The following is a 20,329-nucleotide window of genomic DNA, read 5'->3' on the forward strand; positions in this document are numbered from 1 at the left end:
AACTCGGCTCCCGGGAGAGCACGGCATAAGCCGTCCGACCATCGCGCAGGGAAGGCCGAGTGTTCGGCACCACCTGTATGCTGCTGTGCGGTTCTTCCTGCGCGTGCCTTTGCGCAGCAGACCGCAGGTGCCAGTCGGCACCCGGCCTTCCCTGCTCCCTCTTGGCTTTCAGAGGGCGAAGCGACGAAGCAAAGCTCGGGCGAATTCAGCCGCGAGAACGAGAAGGCGTGTCCTTCTCTGAAATCTCAAAATCGATGCGGACTCAAATTCATGGTGGTCCCCCCGAGGTGCGCGCTCCGCCGCAGCAGACCGTAGGACGAGTACCCATCCTACAAGTGCATCTCGGGAATTGCGTTGCCGCCTCGGACTCCGTCATTGCGAGCGCAGCGAAGCAATCCAGAAATGGATATGCGGAAGAATTCTGGATTGCTTCGCTGCGCTCGCAATGACGAGGAGGAGAGTTTGTGCGCCACATCTTGCTCTGCAGAGCCGGGGGCCCAGTGTCGCATCCAGGCTCCGCGCCGCAACGCTTCGGTACATTAGCCGCCGAGAATGCGCCGGCAGGCGTCGACGAACACCGCTGCGCCGGTGACGATATCGGCGTCGGCGGTGTTCTCGGTCCAGTGATGGCTGATACCGCCGATGGACGGCACGAACAGCATGCCGGCGGGCATGACGGTGGCCAGCATCTGCGCGTCGTGGCCGGCGCCGCTGGGCATGCGAATGGATCGTCCACCAGCGAGGGCCTTGCTTGCGGCCTCGATCGCATCCTGAAAGCCTGCGTTCATCATGGCGGGCGCGCCGGTGCGCAGTTTCTCGACGGTGACGGCGCAGGGACCGTTTGTGCTGGCCTCGTCCGCCATGGCCCGCAGCTGCTGCTCCAGCCGGGCGATGACGGCGGGATCGTCGTCGCGGATCTGGAACAGCATCTCGGCGCCGCCCGGAATGATGCTGGGCGCGCCCGGATCGAGCGTGATGCGGCCGGTGGTCCAGACCGTGCGCGGACCGCAGGCAGCCGGGAAACGTTCGTCGATCGCGACGCAGAATTTGGCCAGCGCCAGCCCGGCATCCTTGCGCACGGCCATGCGTGTGGTGCCGGCGTGATTTTGCTCGCCGATGAAATTGATGCGGTACTGCCAGATCCCGACGATGGAGGTGACGATTCCGATCGCGAGCTTGCCGCTTTCGAGCGTGTCGCCCTGCTCGATATGCGCCTCGAGATATCCGACATGGCGGCCCGGTTCGACGCTGATGCGTGGCCGGCCGGCGAGCCCCATCTCTGCCAAAGCATCGCGCATGGTGCGGCCGCTGGTGCGGTCGCGCGCAGCGTCGATGTCAGCTTCGGTCACCTGTCCGACATAGGAGCGCGAGCCGAGGAAGTGCCCGAAATGGCCTTCCTCGTCGCACCAGGCGGCAACTTCCACGGCGCCCTTCACCGAAGGATCGGCATTGAGCACGCGCGCAGCCTCGAGCGCATAGACGACACCGAGCGGCCCGTCGAGCCAACCGGCATAATTCTGGCTCTCCAGGTGCGAGCCGGCCAGCAATTTCGGTCCCGGCGTTGCGCTGGTGCCGAAGACGTTGCCGATGCCGTCGATCGAAGCGGAAAGACCCGCGCCGGGCAGCTTGCGCACGAGCCACTCCAGCGACAGCTTGTGCGGCTCGGAGAACGTCGGCTTGTGCACGCCGGTCTTGTAGGCGCCGATGGCGCGAAGCGCGTTGAGATCGGCAAGAACGCGCTCACCGTCGGCGGAAGGACGATCGTCAGGCATGTTCGGCAACCCTAAGCGCCTCGCTGCGGATCTCCTCGACCAGTCGTTCCTTGAGCTGGACGAATTCCGGCGTGGTCTTGATCTTGTAGGAGCGCGGATGCGGCAGGTCCACATTGATCTCGGCCTTGATCCGGCCGGGACGGGCGCTCATGACGATGACGCGGCTGCCGAGGAAGATGGCCTCCTCGATGTCGTGGGTCACGAACAGCACGGTTTTCTGGTCGCGTTCCCAGATCCCGAGCAGCATCTCCTGCATCAAGGCGCGGGTCTGGTTGTCGAGCGCGCCGAACGGCTCGTCGAGCAGCAGGATTTTGGGATCGTTGGCAAGCGCGCGTGCGATCGCGGTGCGCTGCTGCATGCCGCCGGAGAGCTGCTTGGGCCAATGATTTTCGAAGCCGGACAACCCGACCTGGCGGATGAAGGCGTCGGCGATCCTGTGGCGCTCGGTCTCGGGCACGCCGCGCTCACGCAGGCCGAAGGCGATGTTCTCGCGCACGCTGAGCCAGGGAAACAGCGTGTAGGACTGGAACACCATGCCGCGATCGGCGCCGGGGCCAGTGACCTCGCGCCCGTCGAGCGTGACGCGCCCGCTGGTCGGGCGGTCGAGGCCGGCGACGATGCGCAGCAGCGTGGACTTGCCGCAACCGGACGGGCCGAGGATGGTGACGAAGTCGTTGTTGCCGATGATGAGATCGGTCGGCTCCAGCGCCCTGGTCGGCGCGTTGCCGTGGCGCGCAGGGAAGGTGCGCGAGACCTGCTCGATCTTGAGGATCGTCATGCGAGCCTCCACGGAAACAGCCAGGCGTTGAACGCCTTGAACAGGAAGTCCGAGAGCAGGCCGATCAGCCCGATCACGATGATGCCGAAGATGATCTGGCCCGTGTTGAGCAGCGCCTGGCTGTCGGTGATCATATGACCGATGCCTGAGGACGAGCCGATCAGCTCGGCGACGATGACATAGGTCCAGGCCCAGCCCAGCACCAGCCGCAGGATTTCCGCGATCTCAGGCGCGGAGGAGGGCAGCAGCACGCGGCGGATGATGCCGCGGTCGCCGGCGCCCAGCGTATAGGCGGCCTCGACCAGATCGCGCCGCGTGGCGCCGACGGTCACGGCGACCATCAGGATGACCTGGAACACCGAGCCGATGAAGATGACGAGAAGTTTTTGCAGTTCCCCGATGCCGGCCCACAGGATCAGGAGCGGGATGAAGGCGGAGGCGGGCAGATAACGCGCGAAGGAGACGAACGGCTCGAGGAACGCCTCGACCGGCTTGTAGGCGCCCATCAGCACGCCGAGCGGCACCGCGATGACGGCGGCGAGCGCAAAGCCGCCGACGACGCGCCAGATCGTCATGCCGATATCGTAGACGAAGCCCTGCCTGGTCAGCAGGTCGAAACCTTCCTGCACCATGGTCAAGGGGTTGGCCAGAAAGGTCTTCGACACATGGCCGCCGAGCGTCGCCCACGACCAAAGAGCGACGAACAGCACGAAGAACGCAAGGCCATAGACCACGCGCTGCTTCGATGTAACAGGGTCCAGGGGACGCATCGACGATATATCCGGGCGGTGAACAGATTTGCCGGCCCCGCCGCGCGACGGGGCCGGCAGCTCGTGAGTGACTTACTTGATGAAGCTCGCGTCGAAGAGGTCCTCGACCTTCGGCGCGGCCTTGATGATTCCGATTTCGAGCAGCAGGTCGGCGGCCTCCTTGTTGAAGGTCAGGAAGTCGCCTGCGAAGAACTTCTGGTTGGCGGCCTTGTCCTGCCAGCGCAGATATTTCGCCGAATTGCCGAACTGCTCGCCGGTCTGCTTCACGTCGGCGCCCATGATCTCGTAAGCCTTGGCCTGGTCCTTGGCGATCATGTCGAGCGCCTCGAAATAGCTGTCGGCGAGCGCCTTGGCGGCCTTGGGATTGTCGGTGAGGAATTTCGGCGTGCAGCCGAAGGTATCCATGACGATCGGATAGTCCAGCGTGGTCGCGATGATCTTGCCCTTGTCGGGAGCCGCGCGCACCGTCGACAGATAGGGTTCGTAAGTCATCGCGGCATCGTTCTGGCCGGAGACGAAGGCCTGCGCCGCCGCGGCCGGCTCGAGGTTGACGACCGTGACGTCCTTGGTGGTGAGGCCGTTCTTCTTCAGCATCCAGGCCAGCGCAAAATAGGGCGAGGTGCCGGGCGCGGAGGCGGCGACGGTCTTGCCCTTCAGGTCCTTGATCGCGGCGATATCGTTGCGCACGGCCATCCCATCGGCACCATAGCTCTTGTCGAGCTGGAAGATCTGCTTGGTGGCAACGCCGTTGGCGTTCCAGGAGATCCAGGTCTCGACCGTGGTCGCGGCGCACTGGATGTCGCCGGAAGCGATGGCGAGATGCCGATCCTTTTGCGGAATCTTCTTGATGGTGACGTCGAGGCCGTTCTTTTTGAAGATGCCGGCCTCCTTCGCCAGCGTCAGCGGCGCGAAGCCGGTCCATCCGGAAATGCCGACGCCGACCTTGACGTCGTCGGCGAGCGCGGGAGTGGCGGTCGCGAGAGCAATGATTGTCGCAAATACTGTCGAACTACGCATGATTGTCGTCCTCTTGCCGATCGATGGATTGACGTCCTGTTGATCTCTGTCGGCCCAGATGGGCCGTTGCCCGAAGCGTTGCACGATTTGTGCCGACATGCCCCCTCAGCCTCCCTTGAATCGCGCGACAAGGCGGTGGGAGTCACCGGGATAGAGCAGGCGCACGGCGGTGATCGTGCGCGCGCTGCGCCAGGTGTAACGGTCGATCACGAGACAGGGGGCGCCGACGGCGATCGCCAGCGCGTCGGCCGTGTGATCGTCCGCAACGATGGCGCTGATCGTGTGCTCGGCCTCTGTCCACGGCACGTGATGAAGCAGCCACGAGCCGGGTGGTTCGCGCGAAAAATCCGCGGTCGCAGCATCAGGCACGGACGACAGGTCGATCAGCCGGTCCTCGAGGGCGAACGGCACGTTGTCGGCGCTGTGCCGGCAGGTAATCGCAACCACCTTGCCGGCCTTCTTCACACCGAGACGATCACGGTCGGCGATGGTGGCCGTGCGCAACTTGCGATGGATCAGCTCATAGCCGTAGGCGCGCCCCAGTGCGGTGATCTCGGCGCGGATGTCGGCAATCTTGAGCACCGCCGACATGTGTTGAGGCCGGCGCACGAAGGAGCCCGCGCGCCGTCGCCGCTCGATCAGATCCGCCTGCGCCAGCTCCGACAGCGCCTTGTTCACGGTCATGCGCGAGCAGCCGTAACGGGCGACGAGCTCATGCTCGAACGGGATGCGATGTCCGGGCGGCCATTCGCCGGTCAGGATGCGCTTTTCGATGTCGGCACGAATCCGCTTGTAGAGCGTCGGCTTGTCGGCGGCATCGGTGGCGAGGCTCATGCAACGAGCCTCCGAACGGACGCGTTGAAACGCTCGCGAGCGCTCCGGCGCAGCCTGTGCCGGCCGCCTTCGACGACCTTCGCGCCGCCGGCCCAGACACAGTCAATCGCGCTGCCGCCCGCGGCAAAGATCCAGCCATCGAGGGCGGCATCGCCATGACGCCCTGCCAGCGAGGGATGTGTGCCGTCGAGCGTGACGATGTCGGCGCGCACGCCGGGCACAAGGCCGATTGTCGTCTGCGCCAGCGCCTGCGCGCCGCCCGCGAGCGCATGGTCGAACAGCGCGCGTCCGGTCGAGCGGCCTGCGCCTGCGGAGAGCACGTTGCGCTCGCGATGCTTGAGCCGCTGGCCGTATTCGAGCTGGCGCAATTCGTCGGCAGCGCCGACCAGCACGTTGGAATCGGTGCCGATACCGTATGTGCCGCCGGCATCGAGGAATTCGCGCGCCGGAAAGATGCCGTCGCCGAGGCTGGCTTCGGTGATGGGGCAAAGGCCGGCGACCGCGCCGGTCGCGGCGAATGCACTGACTTCCTCATCCGTCGTATGGGTGGCGTGAATGAGGCACCAGCGCCTGTCGACCGGCGCGTGCTCCAACAGCCATTGCACCGGGCGTCGGCCCGACCAGGTCAGGCAATCCTCGACTTCCTTCACCTGCTCGGCGGCATGGATGTGCACCGGCCCGCCCTCGGCCAGTGGAATGATTGCGCTGAGCTCGTCCGGCGTCACCGCGCGCAGACTGTGCGGGGCGATGCCGATATTGGCGCCCGGCAACGCGCTGATCGCCTTGCGCGATGCCGCCATCAGCGCGGCGAACGGATCGACCGAGCAGATGAAGCGGCGCTGGCCGTCATGTGGCGCGGTGCCGCCGAAGGAGCCATGCGCATAGAAGCTCGGCAGCAGCGTCAGCGCAATGCCGGAGGCTTCGGCCGCCTGCGCGATGCGCGCACCCATTTCGGCGGGATCGGCATAGGGAGAGCCGTCGCGGTCGTGGTGCAGATAATGGAATTCGCCGACCCGGGTAAAACCCTGCTCCAGCATCTCGACGTAAAGCAGCGTCGCGACAGCGGCGACGTCATCAGGCGTCATCGCCAGCGCAAAGCGATACATCGTCTCGCGCCAGGTCCAGAATGTGTCGGTGCTGTCGCCGCGCAGCTCGGCGAGGCCTGCCATGCCGCGCTGGAAAGCATGGCTATGCAGGCTCGCCAATCCCGGGAGCGCAATCCCGTGGCGCTCGTCGCCGACAGCCGGTGCAACGTTCGGCGTCACCGCCGCGATCGCGCCGGCGGTGATCACCACCTGCACGTCATTGGCCCAGCCCGAGGGCAGGAGCGCGGAGGCGAAATGCAGTCGTGTCATGTTTCCATGCCGGCTGGACAGAACCGCCTTACGATTATATGTCTAGACATATAAGTCAAGCATCCCAGGGCGCAGGGGCATCCGCGAAGGGACCGTTGCATGGCAGAGCGTTTCGACCGGATCTGGCACAATGCTCGGCTCGCCACGATGCGGGTCGACCGTCCCGATCTTGGTGAGATCGAGCATGGCGTGGTCGCCATCCGCGGTGGCCATATCGTCTATGCGGGCGCGGCAGCGGACTTTCCGGTTGATGCCGACGCGATCAAGCGCATCGATTGCGAGGGGCGCTGGATCACGCCCGGCCTCGTCGATTGTCACACTCATCTTGTCTATGGCGGCAATCGCGCGCACGAGTTCGAGCTGCGCCTGAAAGGCGCGAGCTACGAGGAGATCGCCCGCGCCGGCGGCGGCATCGTTTCGACGGTGGCTGCGACGCGCAAGGCAAGCGAGGCCGAACTGGTCGCAAGCGCGCTGCCGCGGCTCGATGCGCTGATCGGTGAGGGCGCCACGACCGTCGAGATCAAATCGGGCTACGGCCTCGACACCGAAACCGAGATGCGTCAGCTCTCGGCCGCGCGCAGTCTCGGTCGTCAGCGGCCGGTTGCGATCCGCACGTCCTTCCTCGGCGCCCATGCCCTGCCGCTGGAAGCTGACGGCGACAAGGATCGCTACATCGATCTCGTTTGCAGCGAGATGCTGCCCGCAATAGCGAAAGCGGGACTCGCCAACGCCGTCGATGCTTTCATGGAGGGCATCGCGTTCTCGGCCGAGCAGACCGGACGGGTGTTCGAGACGGCGAGGGGGCTTGGGCTGCCGGTCAAGCTGCACGCCGACCAGCTCTCGAACCTTGGCGGCGCGGCACTCGCTGCGAAATTCTCGGCGCTGTCGGCCGATCATTTGGAGCATACCGACGAAGCCGGCGCGGCCGCGATGGCGAAGGCCGGCACGGTGGCCGTGTTGCTGCCAGGCGCGTTCTACTTCATTCGCGAGACGCAAAAGCCCCCCGTCGAGACGTTCCGCAAGCATGGTGTTCACATGGCGCTTGCGACCGACTGCAATCCCGGCAGCTCGCCGCTGACCTCGCTGCTGCTCGCAATGAACATGGGCGCGACCTTGTTCCGGATGAACGTGGCCGAGTGCCTTGCCGGCGTCACCCGCGAAGGAGCACGAGCGCTCGGTGTGCTCGATGAGACCGGCACGCTGGAAGCCGGGAAGTGGTGCGATCTTGCGATCTGGGACATCGAGCGTCCGGCCGAGCTCGTTTATCGCATCGGCTTCAATCCGCTGTATCGGCGGGTCTGGAGGGGGCAATGACGGGGCAGGGCGCAGCCATTGTCGTCAAGCCGGGAATGGTTGGCCCCGACGATCTCGCTCGGGTGCTTGCGGGTGCTCCCGTCATGCTGGATCCGTCGTTCTGGCCGCGCGTGGAGGCGGCAGCGGAGATTGTTGCGAGAGCCGCGCAAGCCGACGCTCCCGTTTACGGCATCAACACCGGCTTCGGGAAATTGGCCTCCAAGCGCATTCCGCCCGATCAGACCGCACTGCTCCAGCGCAACCTGATCGTCTCGCACTGTTGCGGCGTCGGCCCGGCGACACCGCAGCCGATCGTTCGCCTGATGATGGCGTTGAAGATCGTCTCGCTCGGCCGCGGCGCCTCCGGCGTGCGCCGCGAGGTGATCGAACAGCTGCAGGACATGTTGGCGCGGGGTGTCTATCCGCTGGTGCCGCAGCAGGGCTCGGTCGGCGCCTCCGGGGATCTTGCGCCGCTTGCGCATATGACGGCGGTGATGATCGGCGAAGGGCAGGCGATGGTCGACGGGAACGTCGTACCCGGCGGAGAAGCGCTGGCGGCCGCCGGGCTTGCGCCGCTGACGCTCGGCCCCAAGGAAGGCCTCGCGCTGATCAACGGCACGCAGTTCTCGACCGCCTATGCCATCTCCGGCGTATTGCGCGCCTTCGGCTTGGCGCGCGCCGCGCTCGTCACCGGCGCGTTATCGGTCGATGCCGCAATGGCCTCGACTGCGCCGTTTCGCCCCGAGATCCAGGCGCTGCGCGGTCATGCCGGGCAGGTCGCCGCGGCTGCGACCCTGACCGCGCTGCTTGACGGCAGCGACATTCGCCTGTCGCATCTCGAAGGCGACGAGCGTGTGCAGGATCCCTATTGCCTACGTTGCCAGCCGCAGGTCGCAGGCGCTGCGCTCGACCTGATCACGCGGGCCGCGCGCACGCTGATCGTCGAGGCCAATGCTGTCACCGACAATCCGCTGGTGCTCGTCGAGACCGGCGAAATCGTCTCCGGCGGCAATTTTCACGCCGAGCCGGTGGCCTTTGCCGCAGACGCGATCGCGCTGGCGCTATCGGAGATCGGCGCGATCAGCGAGCGGCGCATCGCGACGCTGGTCGATCCTGCGCTGAATTTCGGCTTGCCGCCGTTCCTCACCCCCGATCCCGGCATCAATTCCGGCTTCATGATCGCCGAGGTGACGGCCGCCGCGCTCTATGCCGAGAACAAGCAGCGGGCGCTCGCCTGCTCGATCGACTCGACGCCGACCAGCGCCAACCAGGAAGACCACGTCTCGATGGCTGCGCATGCCGCGCGGCGCCTGTCGGACATGGCTGATAATCTCGCCGCCATCCTCGGCATCGAGCTTCTGGTCGCCGCCCAAGGCATTACCCTGCGCGCGCCGCACGCGACCAGCGCGCCATTGGCCGCCGTCATCGCCGCGCTGCGCGAGCAGGTGCCCGCGCTCGGCACCGACCGCTACATGGCCGGCGATCTCGCCAAGGCTGCGGCGCTTGTCGAAGCCGATGCACTGCCGGCCGCCGCGATCGCGGCGCTCTCATCCGATCCGTTTCCGAGACTTGGCTAAGAGGTCCGCATGAACCGTCGACTGGACAATGACCGCACCATCCGCGCGCCCCGCGGCAGCGACATCAGCGCCAAGAGCTGGCTGACGGAAGCGCCGCTGCGCATGTTGATGAACAATCTCGATCCGGATGTTGCGGAGCGGCCGAGCGAGCTCGTCGTCTATGGCGGCATCGGCCGCGCCGCCCGCGACTGGGAGAGTTTTGACCGGATCGTCGCGGCCTTGCGCAAGCTCGAAGCCGATCAGACGCTGCTGGTCCAGTCCGGCAAGCCGGTCGGCGTGTTCCGGACCCATGCCGATGCGCCGCGCGTGCTGATCGCGAACTCCAACATCGTGCCGCACTGGGCGACGCTCGACCACTTCAACGAGCTCGATCGCCAGGGCCTGATGATGTACGGCCAGATGACGGCGGGATCCTGGATCTATATCGGCAGCCAGGGCATCGTGCAGGGCACCTACGAGACCTTCGTCGAGGTCGGCCGCCGCCACTACGGCGGCAGCCTCGCCGGCAAATGGATTCTCACCGCCGGCCTCGGCGGCATGGGCGGCGCGCAGCCGCTGGCTGCGACCATGGCCGGCGCTTCGATGCTCGCAGTCGAATGTCAGCCGAGCCGCATCGAGATGCGCCTGCGCACCGGCTATCTCGACCGTCAGGCCGCAAGCCTCGACGAAGCGCTGGCGATCATGGCCGATGCCGCCACGACGAAGAAGGCGATCTCGGTCGGCCTGCTCGGCAATGCCGCCGAGATTTTCCCTGAACTGGTGCGTCGTGGGGTCAAGCCTGATGTCGTCACCGACCAGACCAGTGCGCACGATCCGGTCAACGGTTACTTGCCGAAAGGCTGGACGCTCGCCGAGTGGGAAGCCAAGCGCGGCTCCGATCCGAAGGCGGTCGAGCGCGCCTCGAAGAACTCGATGGTCGAGCACGTCCAGGCCATGCTGGATTTTCATGCGCAGGGCATTCCGACGCTGGACTACGGCAACAACATCCGCCAGATGGCGCAGGACATGGGGTTGAAGAACGCCTTCGATTTCCCCGGGTTCGTGCCCGCCTATATCCGCCCCCTATTCTGCCGCGGCGTCGGGCCGTTCCGCTGGGCGGCGTTGTCCGGCGATCCCGAGGACATCTTCAAGACCGACGCCAAGGTCAAGGAGCTGATGCCGGACGACAAGCATCTGCACAACTGGCTCGACATGGCCAAGGCGCGCATCAAGTTTCAGGGCCTGCCGGCGCGGATCTGCTGGGTCGGTCTCGGCGATCGCCATCGCCTCGGCCTTGCCTTCAACGAGATGGTGGCGCGCGGCGAACTCAAGGCGCCGATCGTGATCGGCCGTGATCATCTCGATAGCGGATCAGTGGCAAGCCCCAACCGCGAGACCGAGGCGATGAAGGACGGCTCGGATGCGGTGTCGGACTGGCCGTTGCTCAACGCCCTGCTCAATTGCGCCAGCGGCGCGACCTGGGTCTCGCTGCATCACGGCGGCGGCGTCGGCATCGGTTATTCCCAGCATGCCGGCATGGTGATCGTCGCCGACGGCACGCCTGAGGCTGCGAAGCGGATCGAGCGCGTGCTGTGGAACGATCCCGCGACCGGCGTGATGCGTCATGCCGATGCGGGATACGAGATTGCAATCGACTGCGCCCGTGACAAGGGGCTCGATCTGCCGAGCCTTGCGAAGTAGCTAACCGCTCACCAAGAGCTTCGGCATCGTCGTCTTCGCACCGTCCATGAAGGTCTGGACGGCGTCGCGGACGATGGCGTCGAGATCGGGCGGGATCGGCGTCTCGTAGATGAACTTGCGGATGGCGAGATAGAAGATGCGGCCGTGCAGGCCCCAGAACAGCTCGGTCTCGCGTTCGCTCAAGGAGTGAGCCTTTGCGTCGGGCAGCTTCAGCTCATGGCGCAGCTCGGCGGCCGCCGGCTCGATGATCTCGCGGCGGACGATGTCGAGATAGCGACTGGTGATGCCGAACGACTTCATGCCGGAGAACACGAAGATCCGTACCCAATTATACTCGAACACGCGTTCGACGTAGTCGAGATAGAAGCGCGTGAGCCGCGCTTCCAGCGACAACGAACGATCGTGGATCATCGGGCCCCAGTCGGGCGACCAGCGGCTGAGATAGACCTCCTGATAGACCCGCTCGATCAGTGCTTCCTTGCTGGGGAAGTGGCGATAAATCGCCGAATGCGTGATGCCCATGCGCTTGGCGAGCTCGCGGGTTTGCCCCTCGAAGCCGCGCTCGGCGAAGAAGCGGATGGCCTCGTCCACGATGGCGCGCTCGCGGTCAGCCGCGCGCATGTTGCGACGCTTTGGCGCGGACCTGCTGCCTGTCTCGGTCCGCTTGCGTACCGGTCGCCTCGCCGTTTTCTGCGCTTTTCGGGCCATTTCGTCGCTGAATCAACGTACCTCTGTCTTCATAGCCCAAGGTGCTTTTGTGACCAAATGGTCATTTCCTGTTGACCGTCTTCGGGAGGCGTGTCAGGATTTTGAGACCAGATGGTTACAAATCTGGCATCCCGGCTGGTGAGCCGATGGATCGAGGAAACGGCGGTGAAGGCGAGGGCTTTCAGCTATTTTCGTGCTGCGACGGTCGACGAGGCGCTGGACGCTCATGCGCGCGCCGGCGATGACGCGCGCTTCCTTGCCGGCGGCCAAAGCCTGGTGCCGGCGCTGTCGCTGCGGCTGCAGGCGCCGCGGCTCTTGATCGACATCACCCACATTGACGAGCTGCGTGGGGTCAGGCGCGAAGGCGGCCATTTGCGCATCGGCGCTCTGACGCGCCACTGCGAGATGCTGAGCGAGCCATTGATCGCCGAGTTCGCCCCGCTGCTGCACGCGGCGGCGCCGTTCGTCGCCCATCCCGCGATCCGCAACCGCGGCACCTTCGGCGGCAGCGTCGCGCTCGCCGACCCTGCATCCGAATTTCCCGCGATGACGCTGGCGCTGGATGCCGAGATCGAGATCGTCGGCACCTCTGGGCGCCGGCGCGTCAAGGCCGACGATTTCTTCATCGACCTGTTTGACACAGCGTTGCAGCCCGGAGAGCTGATCACCGCAATTCATGTTCCGCTGTTCAAGGCCGACCAGCGCTTTGCCTTCGACGAGCTGACGCGACGGCGCGGGGATTATGCGTTGGTCGGCTGCGGGATCATGGCGACGTGCACTGGCAGCCGCATCGACGACGTCCGCATCTCGCTCTTCTCTGTCGGCAATACTCCGACACGAGCGAAACTGGCGGAGCGCGCCTTGATCGGCGGGGGGCTGGATGCGAAGGGTATCGCGGCCGCACAAGCGGCGCTCGAAGGTGATCTCGCGCCACCCGAGAGCGACGAAGTGCCGCCCGCGATGCGGCTGCATCTCGCCCGCGTGTTGCTGGGTCGCCTGCTCGGACGTCTTGGTGAGGGCGCATGAGCGCCTTCGACGATAGTCTGCTGGACGAGCCGGATGGGACGGTGCGGGTTCGTTTCGTCGTCAATGGTCGCAAGGTCGCCTGCGAGGTCGCGCCGCGCGACACGCTGGTCGATTGCCTGCGCGACAAGCTCGAGCTGACCGGCACGCATGCCGGTTGCGAGATGGGCGCCTGCGGTGCCTGCCTGGTGCAGATCGACGGCCGGGCCGCGCATGCCTGCCTGATCTTCGCTGTGCAGGCCGACGGCGCCCGAATCGAGACGATCGAGGGGCTCACCGAGAGCGGCGTGCTTGCAGACCTCCAGGCCGAATTCCATCGCCGCAACGCGCTGCAATGCGGCTTCTGCACGCCGGGTATGCTGGTCAATGCCCATGAGCTGCTCTCGCAGGTGGCGCGGCCGAGCCGGGAAGACATCCGCGACGCGCTGTCCGGCAATTACTGTCGCTGCACCGGCTATGAAGCGATCATCGATGCCATCGATGCTGTGGCCAAGGAACGCATGAAGGCGCGCAGCACAGCGGGAGGTGCGACATGACCGCGCCGCTGACCTCGCTCGACCGCCCGAACTCCTATATCGGCCGCTCGGTGCCGCGGCCGAATGCAAAACGGCTGCTGGCCGGGCGCGGGCGCTATATCAGCGACCTCAAGCTGCCGCGCATGCTCTATGCCGCGTTCCTGCGCAGCCCGCATGCGCATGCGAAGATCGTCTCGATCAATGCCGAGCAGGCCCGCGCGTGCGAGGGCGTGCATCTCGTTGCCACCGGGGCTGACCTCGCAAAGATCTGCACGCCCTGGACCGGCACGCTCGATCATTTCAAGGGCATGACCTCTGCACCGCAATGGCCGCTGCCGCTGGATCGCGTGGTCTGGGCCGGGCAGGCGGTGGTTGCCGTCGTGGCCGAGAGCCGGGCGATCGCGGAAGACGCTCTGGAGCTGATCGAGGTCGATTATGAGGACCTCCCGATCGTCGTCGATATCGACGGCGCGCGCGCGGCCGGCGCTGCGGTGGTCAATCCCGGCAGCGCCCATAACATTTGCTTCCGCAGCCAGCTCGACAACGGCACCGTGGACGAGGTCTTTGCGCAAGCGGCCCATGTGGTGGAGGAGGAATTCTCCTTTGGCCGCCATACCGCGGTGACGCTGGAGCCTCGCGCCATCGTCGCGGATTACGATCCCGCCGGCGGCATGCTCACCGTGCATCACGGCACGCAGACCCCGTATCAGTTTCAGGACCTCTATTCACGCCATTACGGCATTCCGGAAGCCCGCGTCCGCGTCATCGCGACCGATATCGGCGGCTCTTTCGGGATGAAGCTGCATGTCTATCACGAGGACATGGCGGTGGTCGGCCTTTCGATCCTGCTTGGCCGGCCCGTGAAATACGTTGCCGACCGCATGGAGTCCTTCGTCTCCGACATCCATGCCAGGGATCATCGCGTCCGTGCGCGCATGGCGCTCGATGCCTCGGGCGAGATCCTGGCGATGGACGTTGAGGACCTGACCGCGATTGGGGCGTTCTCGACCTATCCGCGCACCAGCGTGGTTGAGGGCAACCAGGTGATCCGCCTGATCGGCGCGACCTATCGCTTCAAGAACTATCGCGCTACGCTGGAGGTGATCTTTCAGAACAAGGTGCAGACCAGTCAATATCGCGCCGTCGGCCATCCGATCGCCTGCGCCGTCACGGAGCGGCTGGTCGACATGGCAGCGAGCAAGATCGGCCTCGATCCTTTCGCCATCCGCGCGCAGAACGTCATTCCCGACGATGCCTATCCGCAGACCTCGCCGACAGGCTACCGCTTCGAGGCGCTGTCACATCAGGCTTGCCTGAGGCGCCTGCATGAGCTGATGGATTATGACGCGCTCCGCGCCGAGCAGGCGGACTTGCGCAAGCGCGGCGTTTACCGCGGTATCGGCATTGCCAGCTTTGTCGAGATCACCAATCCGAGCCCCGCATTCTATGGTGTCGGCGGGGCGCGCATTTCCTCGCAGGACGGCGCGATCCTCAGCCTGACGCCATCGGGGGAGGTGCGATGCCTGATCTCGGTCACGGAGCAGGGGCAGGGGACTGAAGCAATCATCAGCCAGATCGTGGCCGATCAGCTCGGCGTGGCGCAGGAGCACGTCAAGGTCATCACCGGCGATACCGAGGTGACGCCGCATGGCGGCGCCACCTGGGCCTGTCGCGGCGCCGGCATCGGCGGCGAGACCGCGCTGCAGGCCACGCGCGTGCTCAAGCGCAACATCCTGGAGATCGCCGCGCTCATTCTGCAGGAGCAGCCGTCGGCGCTCGACATCGTCGATGGCGAGGTCGTGGATGCTGCGACGCGCAAGCCCCGTCTACCAATCGCAGAGATTGCGCGTATCGCCTACTTCCGCTCAGACACCCTGCCGCCCGGCACGCAGGCACAGCTCACCGTGAGCCATCATTTCGCGCCGCAGGGCTATCCCTTTGCCTTCACCAACGGCATTCAGGGCTGCTTGCTGGAGATCGATGTCGAGACCGGCCTCATCAAGCTCCTGAGACATTTTATCGTCGAGGATTGTGGCCGCGTCATCAACCCGATGCTGGTCGACGAGCAGCTCCGCGGTGGTATCGTGCAAGGGCTTGGCGCAGCGCTGTTCGAGGAATGCCGCTACAGCGAGACCGGCCAGCTCGTGAACGGCTCGCTCGCCGACTACCTCGTGCCGATGCCGATGGAGATGCCCGACATTGTCATCGCCCATGTCGAGACGCCGACCGCCGATACCGAGCTCGGGGCCAAAGGTGTTGGCGAGGCGGGCACGGCCGCGGCCTCGGCTTGCGTGCTCAATGCCGTCAACGATGCGCTCGCGCCGTTCGATGCGACGATCAATTCGATCCCGATCACGCCCACCAAGGTCCTGAAAGCCCTGAAGCGTTTCTAGAAAAAGATAATTGGAGGAAATCATGCCCAAACCCGGCTCGATGTCGAAAATAACCCGCCGCACCGCGCTCGCCGGCCTTTCGGCCGGCGCCGCTCTGCTTGCCATGCCTCGTCTCGGCCGTGCTGCAGACGAGACGATCCGCATCGGCTTTCCGACGCCGCTGACCGGCCCGTTCGCCGCCGAAGCGCGCGATCAGGTCAAATGCGCCGAGCTCGCCGTCAAGCTCGTCAACGACAAGGGCGGCATCGGCGGCCGCAAAGTCGAGCTGCTGGTGCGCGACGACAAGCTGAATGCCGGCGAGGCCGCGACCCGCACGCTCGAGCTGATCGAAAAGGACAAGGTTCATGCCGTGGTTGGCGCGCTCTCCAGCGCGGTGCAGCTCGCGGTCAACGAAGTCACCCGCGCCCGCGGCGTGATCTACGTATCCATCAGCCAGTCCGACACCATCAATGAGGCCAAGGATTTCAGCAAATACACCTTCCACGAGGCGCTGAACCCGCACATGACGACGGCAGCGGTCGCCCGGCAGACCCTGAAGAAGGGCATGAAGGTCGCCCATCTCGTCGCCGACTATGCCTACGGCCACGAGATGCTACGCGGCTTCAAGCGGGCGCAGGCGGCGATCGGCGCCGACAGCGTCGGCGAGATCCTGCATCCGTTCGGCGCCGCCGACTATTCCACCTTCATGCCGCGCCTGATGTCGATGCGCCCGGACGTGCTTTGCATCTCCAATTTCGGCCGCGACCAGGCCAATGCGATCAAGCAGGCGGTCGATTTCGGCGTCAAGCAGCAGATGAAGATCGTGGTGCCGGTGATCCTGCACAACCAGCGGCTGGCGGTCGGTCCCGACGTGTTCGAGGGTGTGGTCGGCGGCGCCAATTATTATTGGGGGCTGGAGACGCAGAGCAAATCGGCGGCCGCCTTCAACGCGGCGTTCAAGGCCGCCAATGGCGGTGCGATCCCGACCGATTACGGCGCCTACGGCTATTCCGGTGTCGGATCGTTGCTGGCCGCGATGCAGGCCGCCGGCGGCACCGACACCGACAAGGTGATCGATGCGCTGGAGAAGCTGCAATATGATCTGACCAAGGGCCCGCAGCATTACCGCAAATGCGACCATCAATCGGTGCAGTCGGTGCTGGTGCTGGAGTCCAAGAAGAAGTCGGCGATGGCGGGCGACAACGATCTGTTCGCCATTCTCGCCAACGACAATGGCTCGGACGACATGCTGCGCAGCTGCAGCGAGCTCGGCCACGCCACGTAAAGCCTGGCCGATGGATCTGTCGCTGATCATCATGCAGCTTCTCTCCGGGATCGCGCTTGGCGCGGTCCTGGTGATCACTGCGCTTGGATTGACGATCGTGTTCGGCATGCTCGGGGTGGTCAATTTCGCCCACGGCGCGCTGTTCATGATCGGGGCCTATGCGGGGCTGTATCTGGCATCGCTCACCGGAAGCTTCTGGTGGGGATTGCTGCTTGCTCCCATCCTGATCGGCGCCTTCGGCATGCTGATCGAGTTCGTCCTGATCCGCCGGCTCTATGGACGCTCGATCGACGATCCGCTGCTGCTCACCTTCGGCCTCAGCTACATCCTGGTCGAGGGCGTGCGCATCGTCTTCGGCAGCGATGGTATTCCATTTCCGACCCCGCCGCAGCTGATCGGCGTGCTCGATCTCGGCATCGGCTTCTTCCCGCGCTACCGCCTGTTCGTGATCGTGCTGGTAGCGGTGGCGCTGCTGGTCCTCTGGCTGACGCTGGAGAAGACCCGCGTCGGCCTGATCGTGCGTGCGGGGGCGCGCGATCCCACCATCATGCAGGTGCTCGGGGTTGACATCGGCCGGGTCTGGCTTGCGATCTTCGGGCTCGGGGTCGGGCTCGCCGCACTGGGCGGCGTGCTCGCCGGGCCAATGCGCAGCGTCAATCCGGAGATGGGCTCGCTGGTTCTGGCCGAAGCCTTCGTCGTCACCGTGATCGGCGGCCTCGGCTCGATCGTCGGCGCGGTTGTCGCCGGCCTGATGGTCGGCATTTCCATCAGCATGGTGGCGCTGTTCGCTCCTGAAATGGCGACCATCGTGATGTTCGCGCTGATGGCAGTCGTGCTGCTGATCCGCCCGCAAGGCCTGTTCGGCGTGAGAGGGAGGACGGCGTGACGGGACCATCAAGCGGCGAGGCTCTCGCCAAGCCTGTGCCAGGCGGGCTCGGCCGAGTTCTCGACCACCGCGTGCTGCTGTCCGTCGCCGTGCTGGCCATATTGCCCTGGCTGCTGCCGTCCAAGGCGCTGGCGGTCAACGTCCTGATCTACGGCGTCGTGGTGATGGGCTACAATCTGTTGTTCGGCTACACGGGGCTATTGTCGTTCGGCCAGGCGGCGTTCTTCGGTGCGGGGGCCTACTTCACCGGCATTGCGATCGGCCGCTATGGCGTGCCGTGGTTTGCCGCCGTCGCCCTCGCCGTGTTGCTCAGCACCTGCCTTGCGGCTCTGATCGGGGTCATCTCGACCCGCACCCGTGGCATCTATTTCTCCATGGTGACGCTCGCTTTGGCGCAGCTGGTCTACTACGTCGCGCTGCAGGCGGCGTCCATCACCGGCGGCGAGAACGGCCTGCGCGGCTTCACCGTCGACCGCGTCAGCCTGTTCGGCCTCCAGGTCAATTTCCTCGACCCCGTCAACAAATACTACGTGCTGATGGTCTTCGCGGCGCTGGCGATGTGGTTCCAGTCACGTATCCTGAATTCGCCGTTCGGCGCGGTCATCGAGGCAATCCGGGAGAACGAGCAGCGGGCACGGGCCTGCGGCTACGACGTCGAACGCAGCAAGCTGGTCGTGTTCATGCTGTCGGGGGCGATCTCCTCGCTCGGTGGCTGCATGCTGGCGCTGCATCTGTCGATCGTGCCGCTCGACATCCTGCACTATCAGACCTCGGGCATGATCGTGATGATGGTGCTGCTCGGCGGTGCCCGCAGCTTCTTCGGCCCCTTCGTCGGCGCGGCCAGTTTCCTGATCCTGGAGGATGTCATCTCGCTCTGGACGCCGCACTGGCAGATCTTCGTCGGCGCGATCTTCGTCCTGTTCGTGCTGTTCCTGCCCAAGGGCATCTGGGGCACGCTGCTGGATGGCTTCGGCATCGGAAAGGCGCGGCCATGAGCGGCGAACTGCTTCGCGCCGAAGGGATCGGCAAGCGCTTCGGCGGCTTCGTCGCGCTCGAAGGCATTACCGTGTCCTTTGCCGCCGGACAGCTCACGTCCATTATCGGGCCGAACGGCGCCGGCAAGAGCACATTCTTCAACATCCTCTCGGGCGCGCTGACGCCGACGTCCGGCAAGCTGCATTTCAGGGGGCGCGAGCTGAATGGCCTGCCGCAGCATCGCTTCGTGCATCAGGGTATCTCGCGCTCCTACCAGATCACCAACATCTTTCCGAACCTGTCGGTGCACGAGAACGTCCGCGTCGCGGCTCAGGCGCTGACCGTGAGCTACGATATCTGGCGAAGCCGCGCCCGCCTGTCCGAGCTGAATGCGCGTGTCGATGCGGCGCTGGAAGCGGTCGGGCTGCTCGGCAAGCGTGCCGAGCTCGCAAAATTCCTTTCGCACGGCCAGCAGCGTGCGCTGGAGATCGCGATCGCGCTGGTGTCCGAGCCGGAATTGCTGCTGCTCGACGAGCCGACCGCAGGCATGGGCCCGGAAGAGACCAAGGACATGGTCGCGCTGCTGGAACGGCTCGCCGACAAGCGCACCGTGCTTCTGGTCGAGCACAAGATGAAGATGGTGCTGGGCCTCTCGAAGCGCGTCGTGGTGCTGCATCACGGCCGGCTGCTCGCGGACGGCGCGCCCGACGAGATCAGGAGCAATCCGGAGGTCCGCCGCGTCTATCTCGGACAGAGTGAAGGCTATGGCTGAGACCGCATTGCTCGAAATCGAGAATCTTCATGCCTGGTATGGCGCAAGCCATATCCTGCATGGCATCTCGCTGCATGTGAATGAGGGCGAGGTGGTCGCCTTGGTCGGTCGCAATGGTGCCGGCAAGACCACGACCTTGCGGGCGATGATGGGCCTGATGCCGAAGGCGACCGGCCGCGTGCGCTCCGCGGGCAGGGATCTCCTGCCGTTGCGGGCCCATCAGCGCTTCCACCTTGGCCTTGCCTATGTGCCCGAGGAGCGCCGCATCGTGCCTGGCCTGTCTGTGCGCGAAAATTTGCGGCTCGGCCTCGTCGCGGCCGGCGGCGACATCGAGGAGCGGGCGGCGATCGACGAGATCGCCGAGACGTTTCCGCGCCTGAAGGAGCGCCTCGACCAAGAAGGCGTCACGCTGTCGGGCGGCGAGCAGCAGATGCTGGCGATCGCGCGAGCGCTGATTGCAAGGCCCAAAATGATTCTGCTGGATGAGCCCTCGGAAGGCATCATGCCTGTTCTCGTCGAGGAGATGGGCGTGCTGTTCCGCCGTCTGCGCGACGAGGGCAAGACGCTGCTGCTGGTCGAGCAGAACGTCGAATGGGCGCTGCGGCTGGCGGATCGTGCGGTAATCATCGACCAGGGCGAGGTCGTGCACCAGAGCACCGCCGCCGCGCTGCTTGCGGACAAGGACATCCAGGAGCGCTACTGCGCGGTCTGACGCTA

18 protein-coding genes are annotated in these 20,329 nt (G+C 65.3%); 11 read left to right on the forward strand and 7 right to left on the reverse strand.

Annotation, left to right across the window (positions count from 1 at the left end):
- Positions 1-539 precede the first annotated feature (539 nt).
- From P6U31_RS11395 to P6U31_RS11420, 6 genes are all read right to left on the reverse strand, one after another.
- Positions 540-1,772 (reverse strand): Zn-dependent hydrolase, encoded by a 1,233-nt coding sequence (locus tag P6U31_RS11395; protein WP_407188395.1) that lies wholly within the window; start codon positions 1,770-1,772, stop codon positions 540-542.
- On the reverse strand, positions 1,765-2,550 hold the full coding sequence (locus P6U31_RS11400) for an ABC transporter ATP-binding protein (protein WP_407188396.1): 786 nt from the start codon (positions 2,548-2,550) through the stop codon (positions 1,765-1,767). Before P6U31_RS11400 ends, P6U31_RS11395 begins: the two co-directional genes overlap by 8 nt.
- Positions 2,547-3,320: an ABC transporter permease gene (locus P6U31_RS11405; RefSeq protein WP_407188398.1), complete on the reverse strand. Its 774-nt coding sequence runs from the start codon at positions 3,318-3,320 to the stop codon at positions 2,547-2,549. The genes P6U31_RS11400 and P6U31_RS11405 overlap by 4 nt, the downstream gene beginning before the upstream one ends.
- A gap of 72 nt (positions 3,321-3,392) precedes the next feature.
- On the reverse strand, positions 3,393-4,337 hold the full coding sequence (locus P6U31_RS11410; protein ID WP_407188400.1) for an ABC transporter substrate-binding protein: 945 nt from the start codon (positions 4,335-4,337) through the stop codon (positions 3,393-3,395).
- A 105-nt stretch (positions 4,338-4,442) separates the two neighbouring features.
- Entirely contained in the window at positions 4,443-5,171 is a 729-nt protein-coding gene (gene hutC / locus P6U31_RS11415) for a histidine utilization repressor (protein WP_407188402.1), read from the reverse strand.
- Positions 5,168-6,526, reverse strand: a complete 1,359-nt coding sequence (locus tag P6U31_RS11420) for a formimidoylglutamate deiminase (protein WP_407188404.1) — start codon at positions 6,524-6,526, stop codon at positions 5,168-5,170. Before P6U31_RS11420 ends, hutC begins: the two co-directional genes overlap by 4 nt.
- 99 nt (positions 6,527-6,625) lie before the next feature.
- Between P6U31_RS11420 and hutI the strand changes: the two genes are divergently transcribed.
- From hutI to hutU, 3 genes are read left to right on the forward strand one after another with little or no spacing between them, the layout of a single operon-like run.
- Complete coding sequence (gene hutI / locus P6U31_RS11425; protein WP_407188406.1) at positions 6,626-7,840, forward strand: imidazolonepropionase; 1,215 nt, start codon at positions 6,626-6,628, stop codon at positions 7,838-7,840.
- A complete protein-coding gene (gene hutH, locus P6U31_RS11430) occupies positions 7,837-9,396 on the forward strand; it encodes a histidine ammonia-lyase (protein ID WP_407188408.1) in 1,560 nt (519 codons plus the stop codon). The genes hutI and hutH overlap by 4 nt, the downstream gene beginning before the upstream one ends.
- 9 nt (positions 9,397-9,405) lie before the next feature.
- Positions 9,406-11,076, forward strand: coding sequence for a urocanate hydratase (gene hutU / locus P6U31_RS11435; protein WP_407188409.1), 1,671 nt, complete (start codon positions 9,406-9,408; stop codon positions 11,074-11,076).
- Here hutU and P6U31_RS11440 read toward each other — a convergent pair whose 3' ends face one another.
- A complete protein-coding gene (locus P6U31_RS11440) occupies positions 11,077-11,697 on the reverse strand; it encodes a TetR/AcrR family transcriptional regulator (RefSeq protein WP_407188410.1) in 621 nt (206 codons plus the stop codon). It lies immediately after the preceding gene.
- A gap of 252 nt (positions 11,698-11,949) precedes the next feature.
- Here P6U31_RS11440 and P6U31_RS11445 point away from each other — a divergent pair, with 252 nt between their 5' ends.
- From P6U31_RS11445 to P6U31_RS11480, 8 genes are read left to right on the forward strand one after another with little or no spacing between them, the layout of a single operon-like run.
- Complete coding sequence (locus P6U31_RS11445; protein WP_407189821.1) at positions 11,950-12,810, forward strand: FAD binding domain-containing protein; 861 nt, start codon at positions 11,950-11,952, stop codon at positions 12,808-12,810.
- Positions 12,807-13,343 (forward strand): (2Fe-2S)-binding protein, encoded by a 537-nt coding sequence (locus P6U31_RS11450; RefSeq protein ID WP_407188411.1) that lies wholly within the window; start codon positions 12,807-12,809, stop codon positions 13,341-13,343. Before P6U31_RS11445 ends, P6U31_RS11450 begins: the two co-directional genes overlap by 4 nt.
- Positions 13,340-15,715, forward strand: coding sequence for a xanthine dehydrogenase family protein molybdopterin-binding subunit (locus P6U31_RS11455; protein WP_407188412.1), 2,376 nt, complete (start codon positions 13,340-13,342; stop codon positions 15,713-15,715). Before P6U31_RS11450 ends, P6U31_RS11455 begins: the two co-directional genes overlap by 4 nt.
- 22 nt (positions 15,716-15,737) lie before the next feature.
- Positions 15,738-16,979, forward strand: coding sequence for an ABC transporter substrate-binding protein (locus P6U31_RS11460; RefSeq protein WP_407188413.1), 1,242 nt, complete (start codon positions 15,738-15,740; stop codon positions 16,977-16,979).
- A gap of 10 nt (positions 16,980-16,989) precedes the next feature.
- Positions 16,990-17,865, forward strand: a complete 876-nt coding sequence (locus P6U31_RS11465; protein WP_407188414.1) for a branched-chain amino acid ABC transporter permease — start codon at positions 16,990-16,992, stop codon at positions 17,863-17,865.
- Positions 17,862-18,860, forward strand: coding sequence for a branched-chain amino acid ABC transporter permease (locus tag P6U31_RS11470; RefSeq protein WP_407188415.1), 999 nt, complete (start codon positions 17,862-17,864; stop codon positions 18,858-18,860). The genes P6U31_RS11465 and P6U31_RS11470 overlap by 4 nt, the downstream gene beginning before the upstream one ends.
- On the forward strand, positions 18,857-19,612 hold the full coding sequence (locus tag P6U31_RS11475) for an ABC transporter ATP-binding protein (RefSeq protein ID WP_407188416.1): 756 nt from the start codon (positions 18,857-18,859) through the stop codon (positions 19,610-19,612). Before P6U31_RS11470 ends, P6U31_RS11475 begins: the two co-directional genes overlap by 4 nt.
- On the forward strand, positions 19,605-20,324 hold the full coding sequence (locus tag P6U31_RS11480; protein ID WP_407188417.1) for an ABC transporter ATP-binding protein: 720 nt from the start codon (positions 19,605-19,607) through the stop codon (positions 20,322-20,324). Before P6U31_RS11475 ends, P6U31_RS11480 begins: the two co-directional genes overlap by 8 nt.
- The last annotated feature ends 5 nt before the right edge of the window (positions 20,325-20,329 follow it).

Source organism: Bradyrhizobium centrosematis (genome assembly GCF_045571495.1).
Lineage (GTDB): Bacteria > Pseudomonadota > Alphaproteobacteria > Rhizobiales > Xanthobacteraceae > Bradyrhizobium > Bradyrhizobium centrosematis.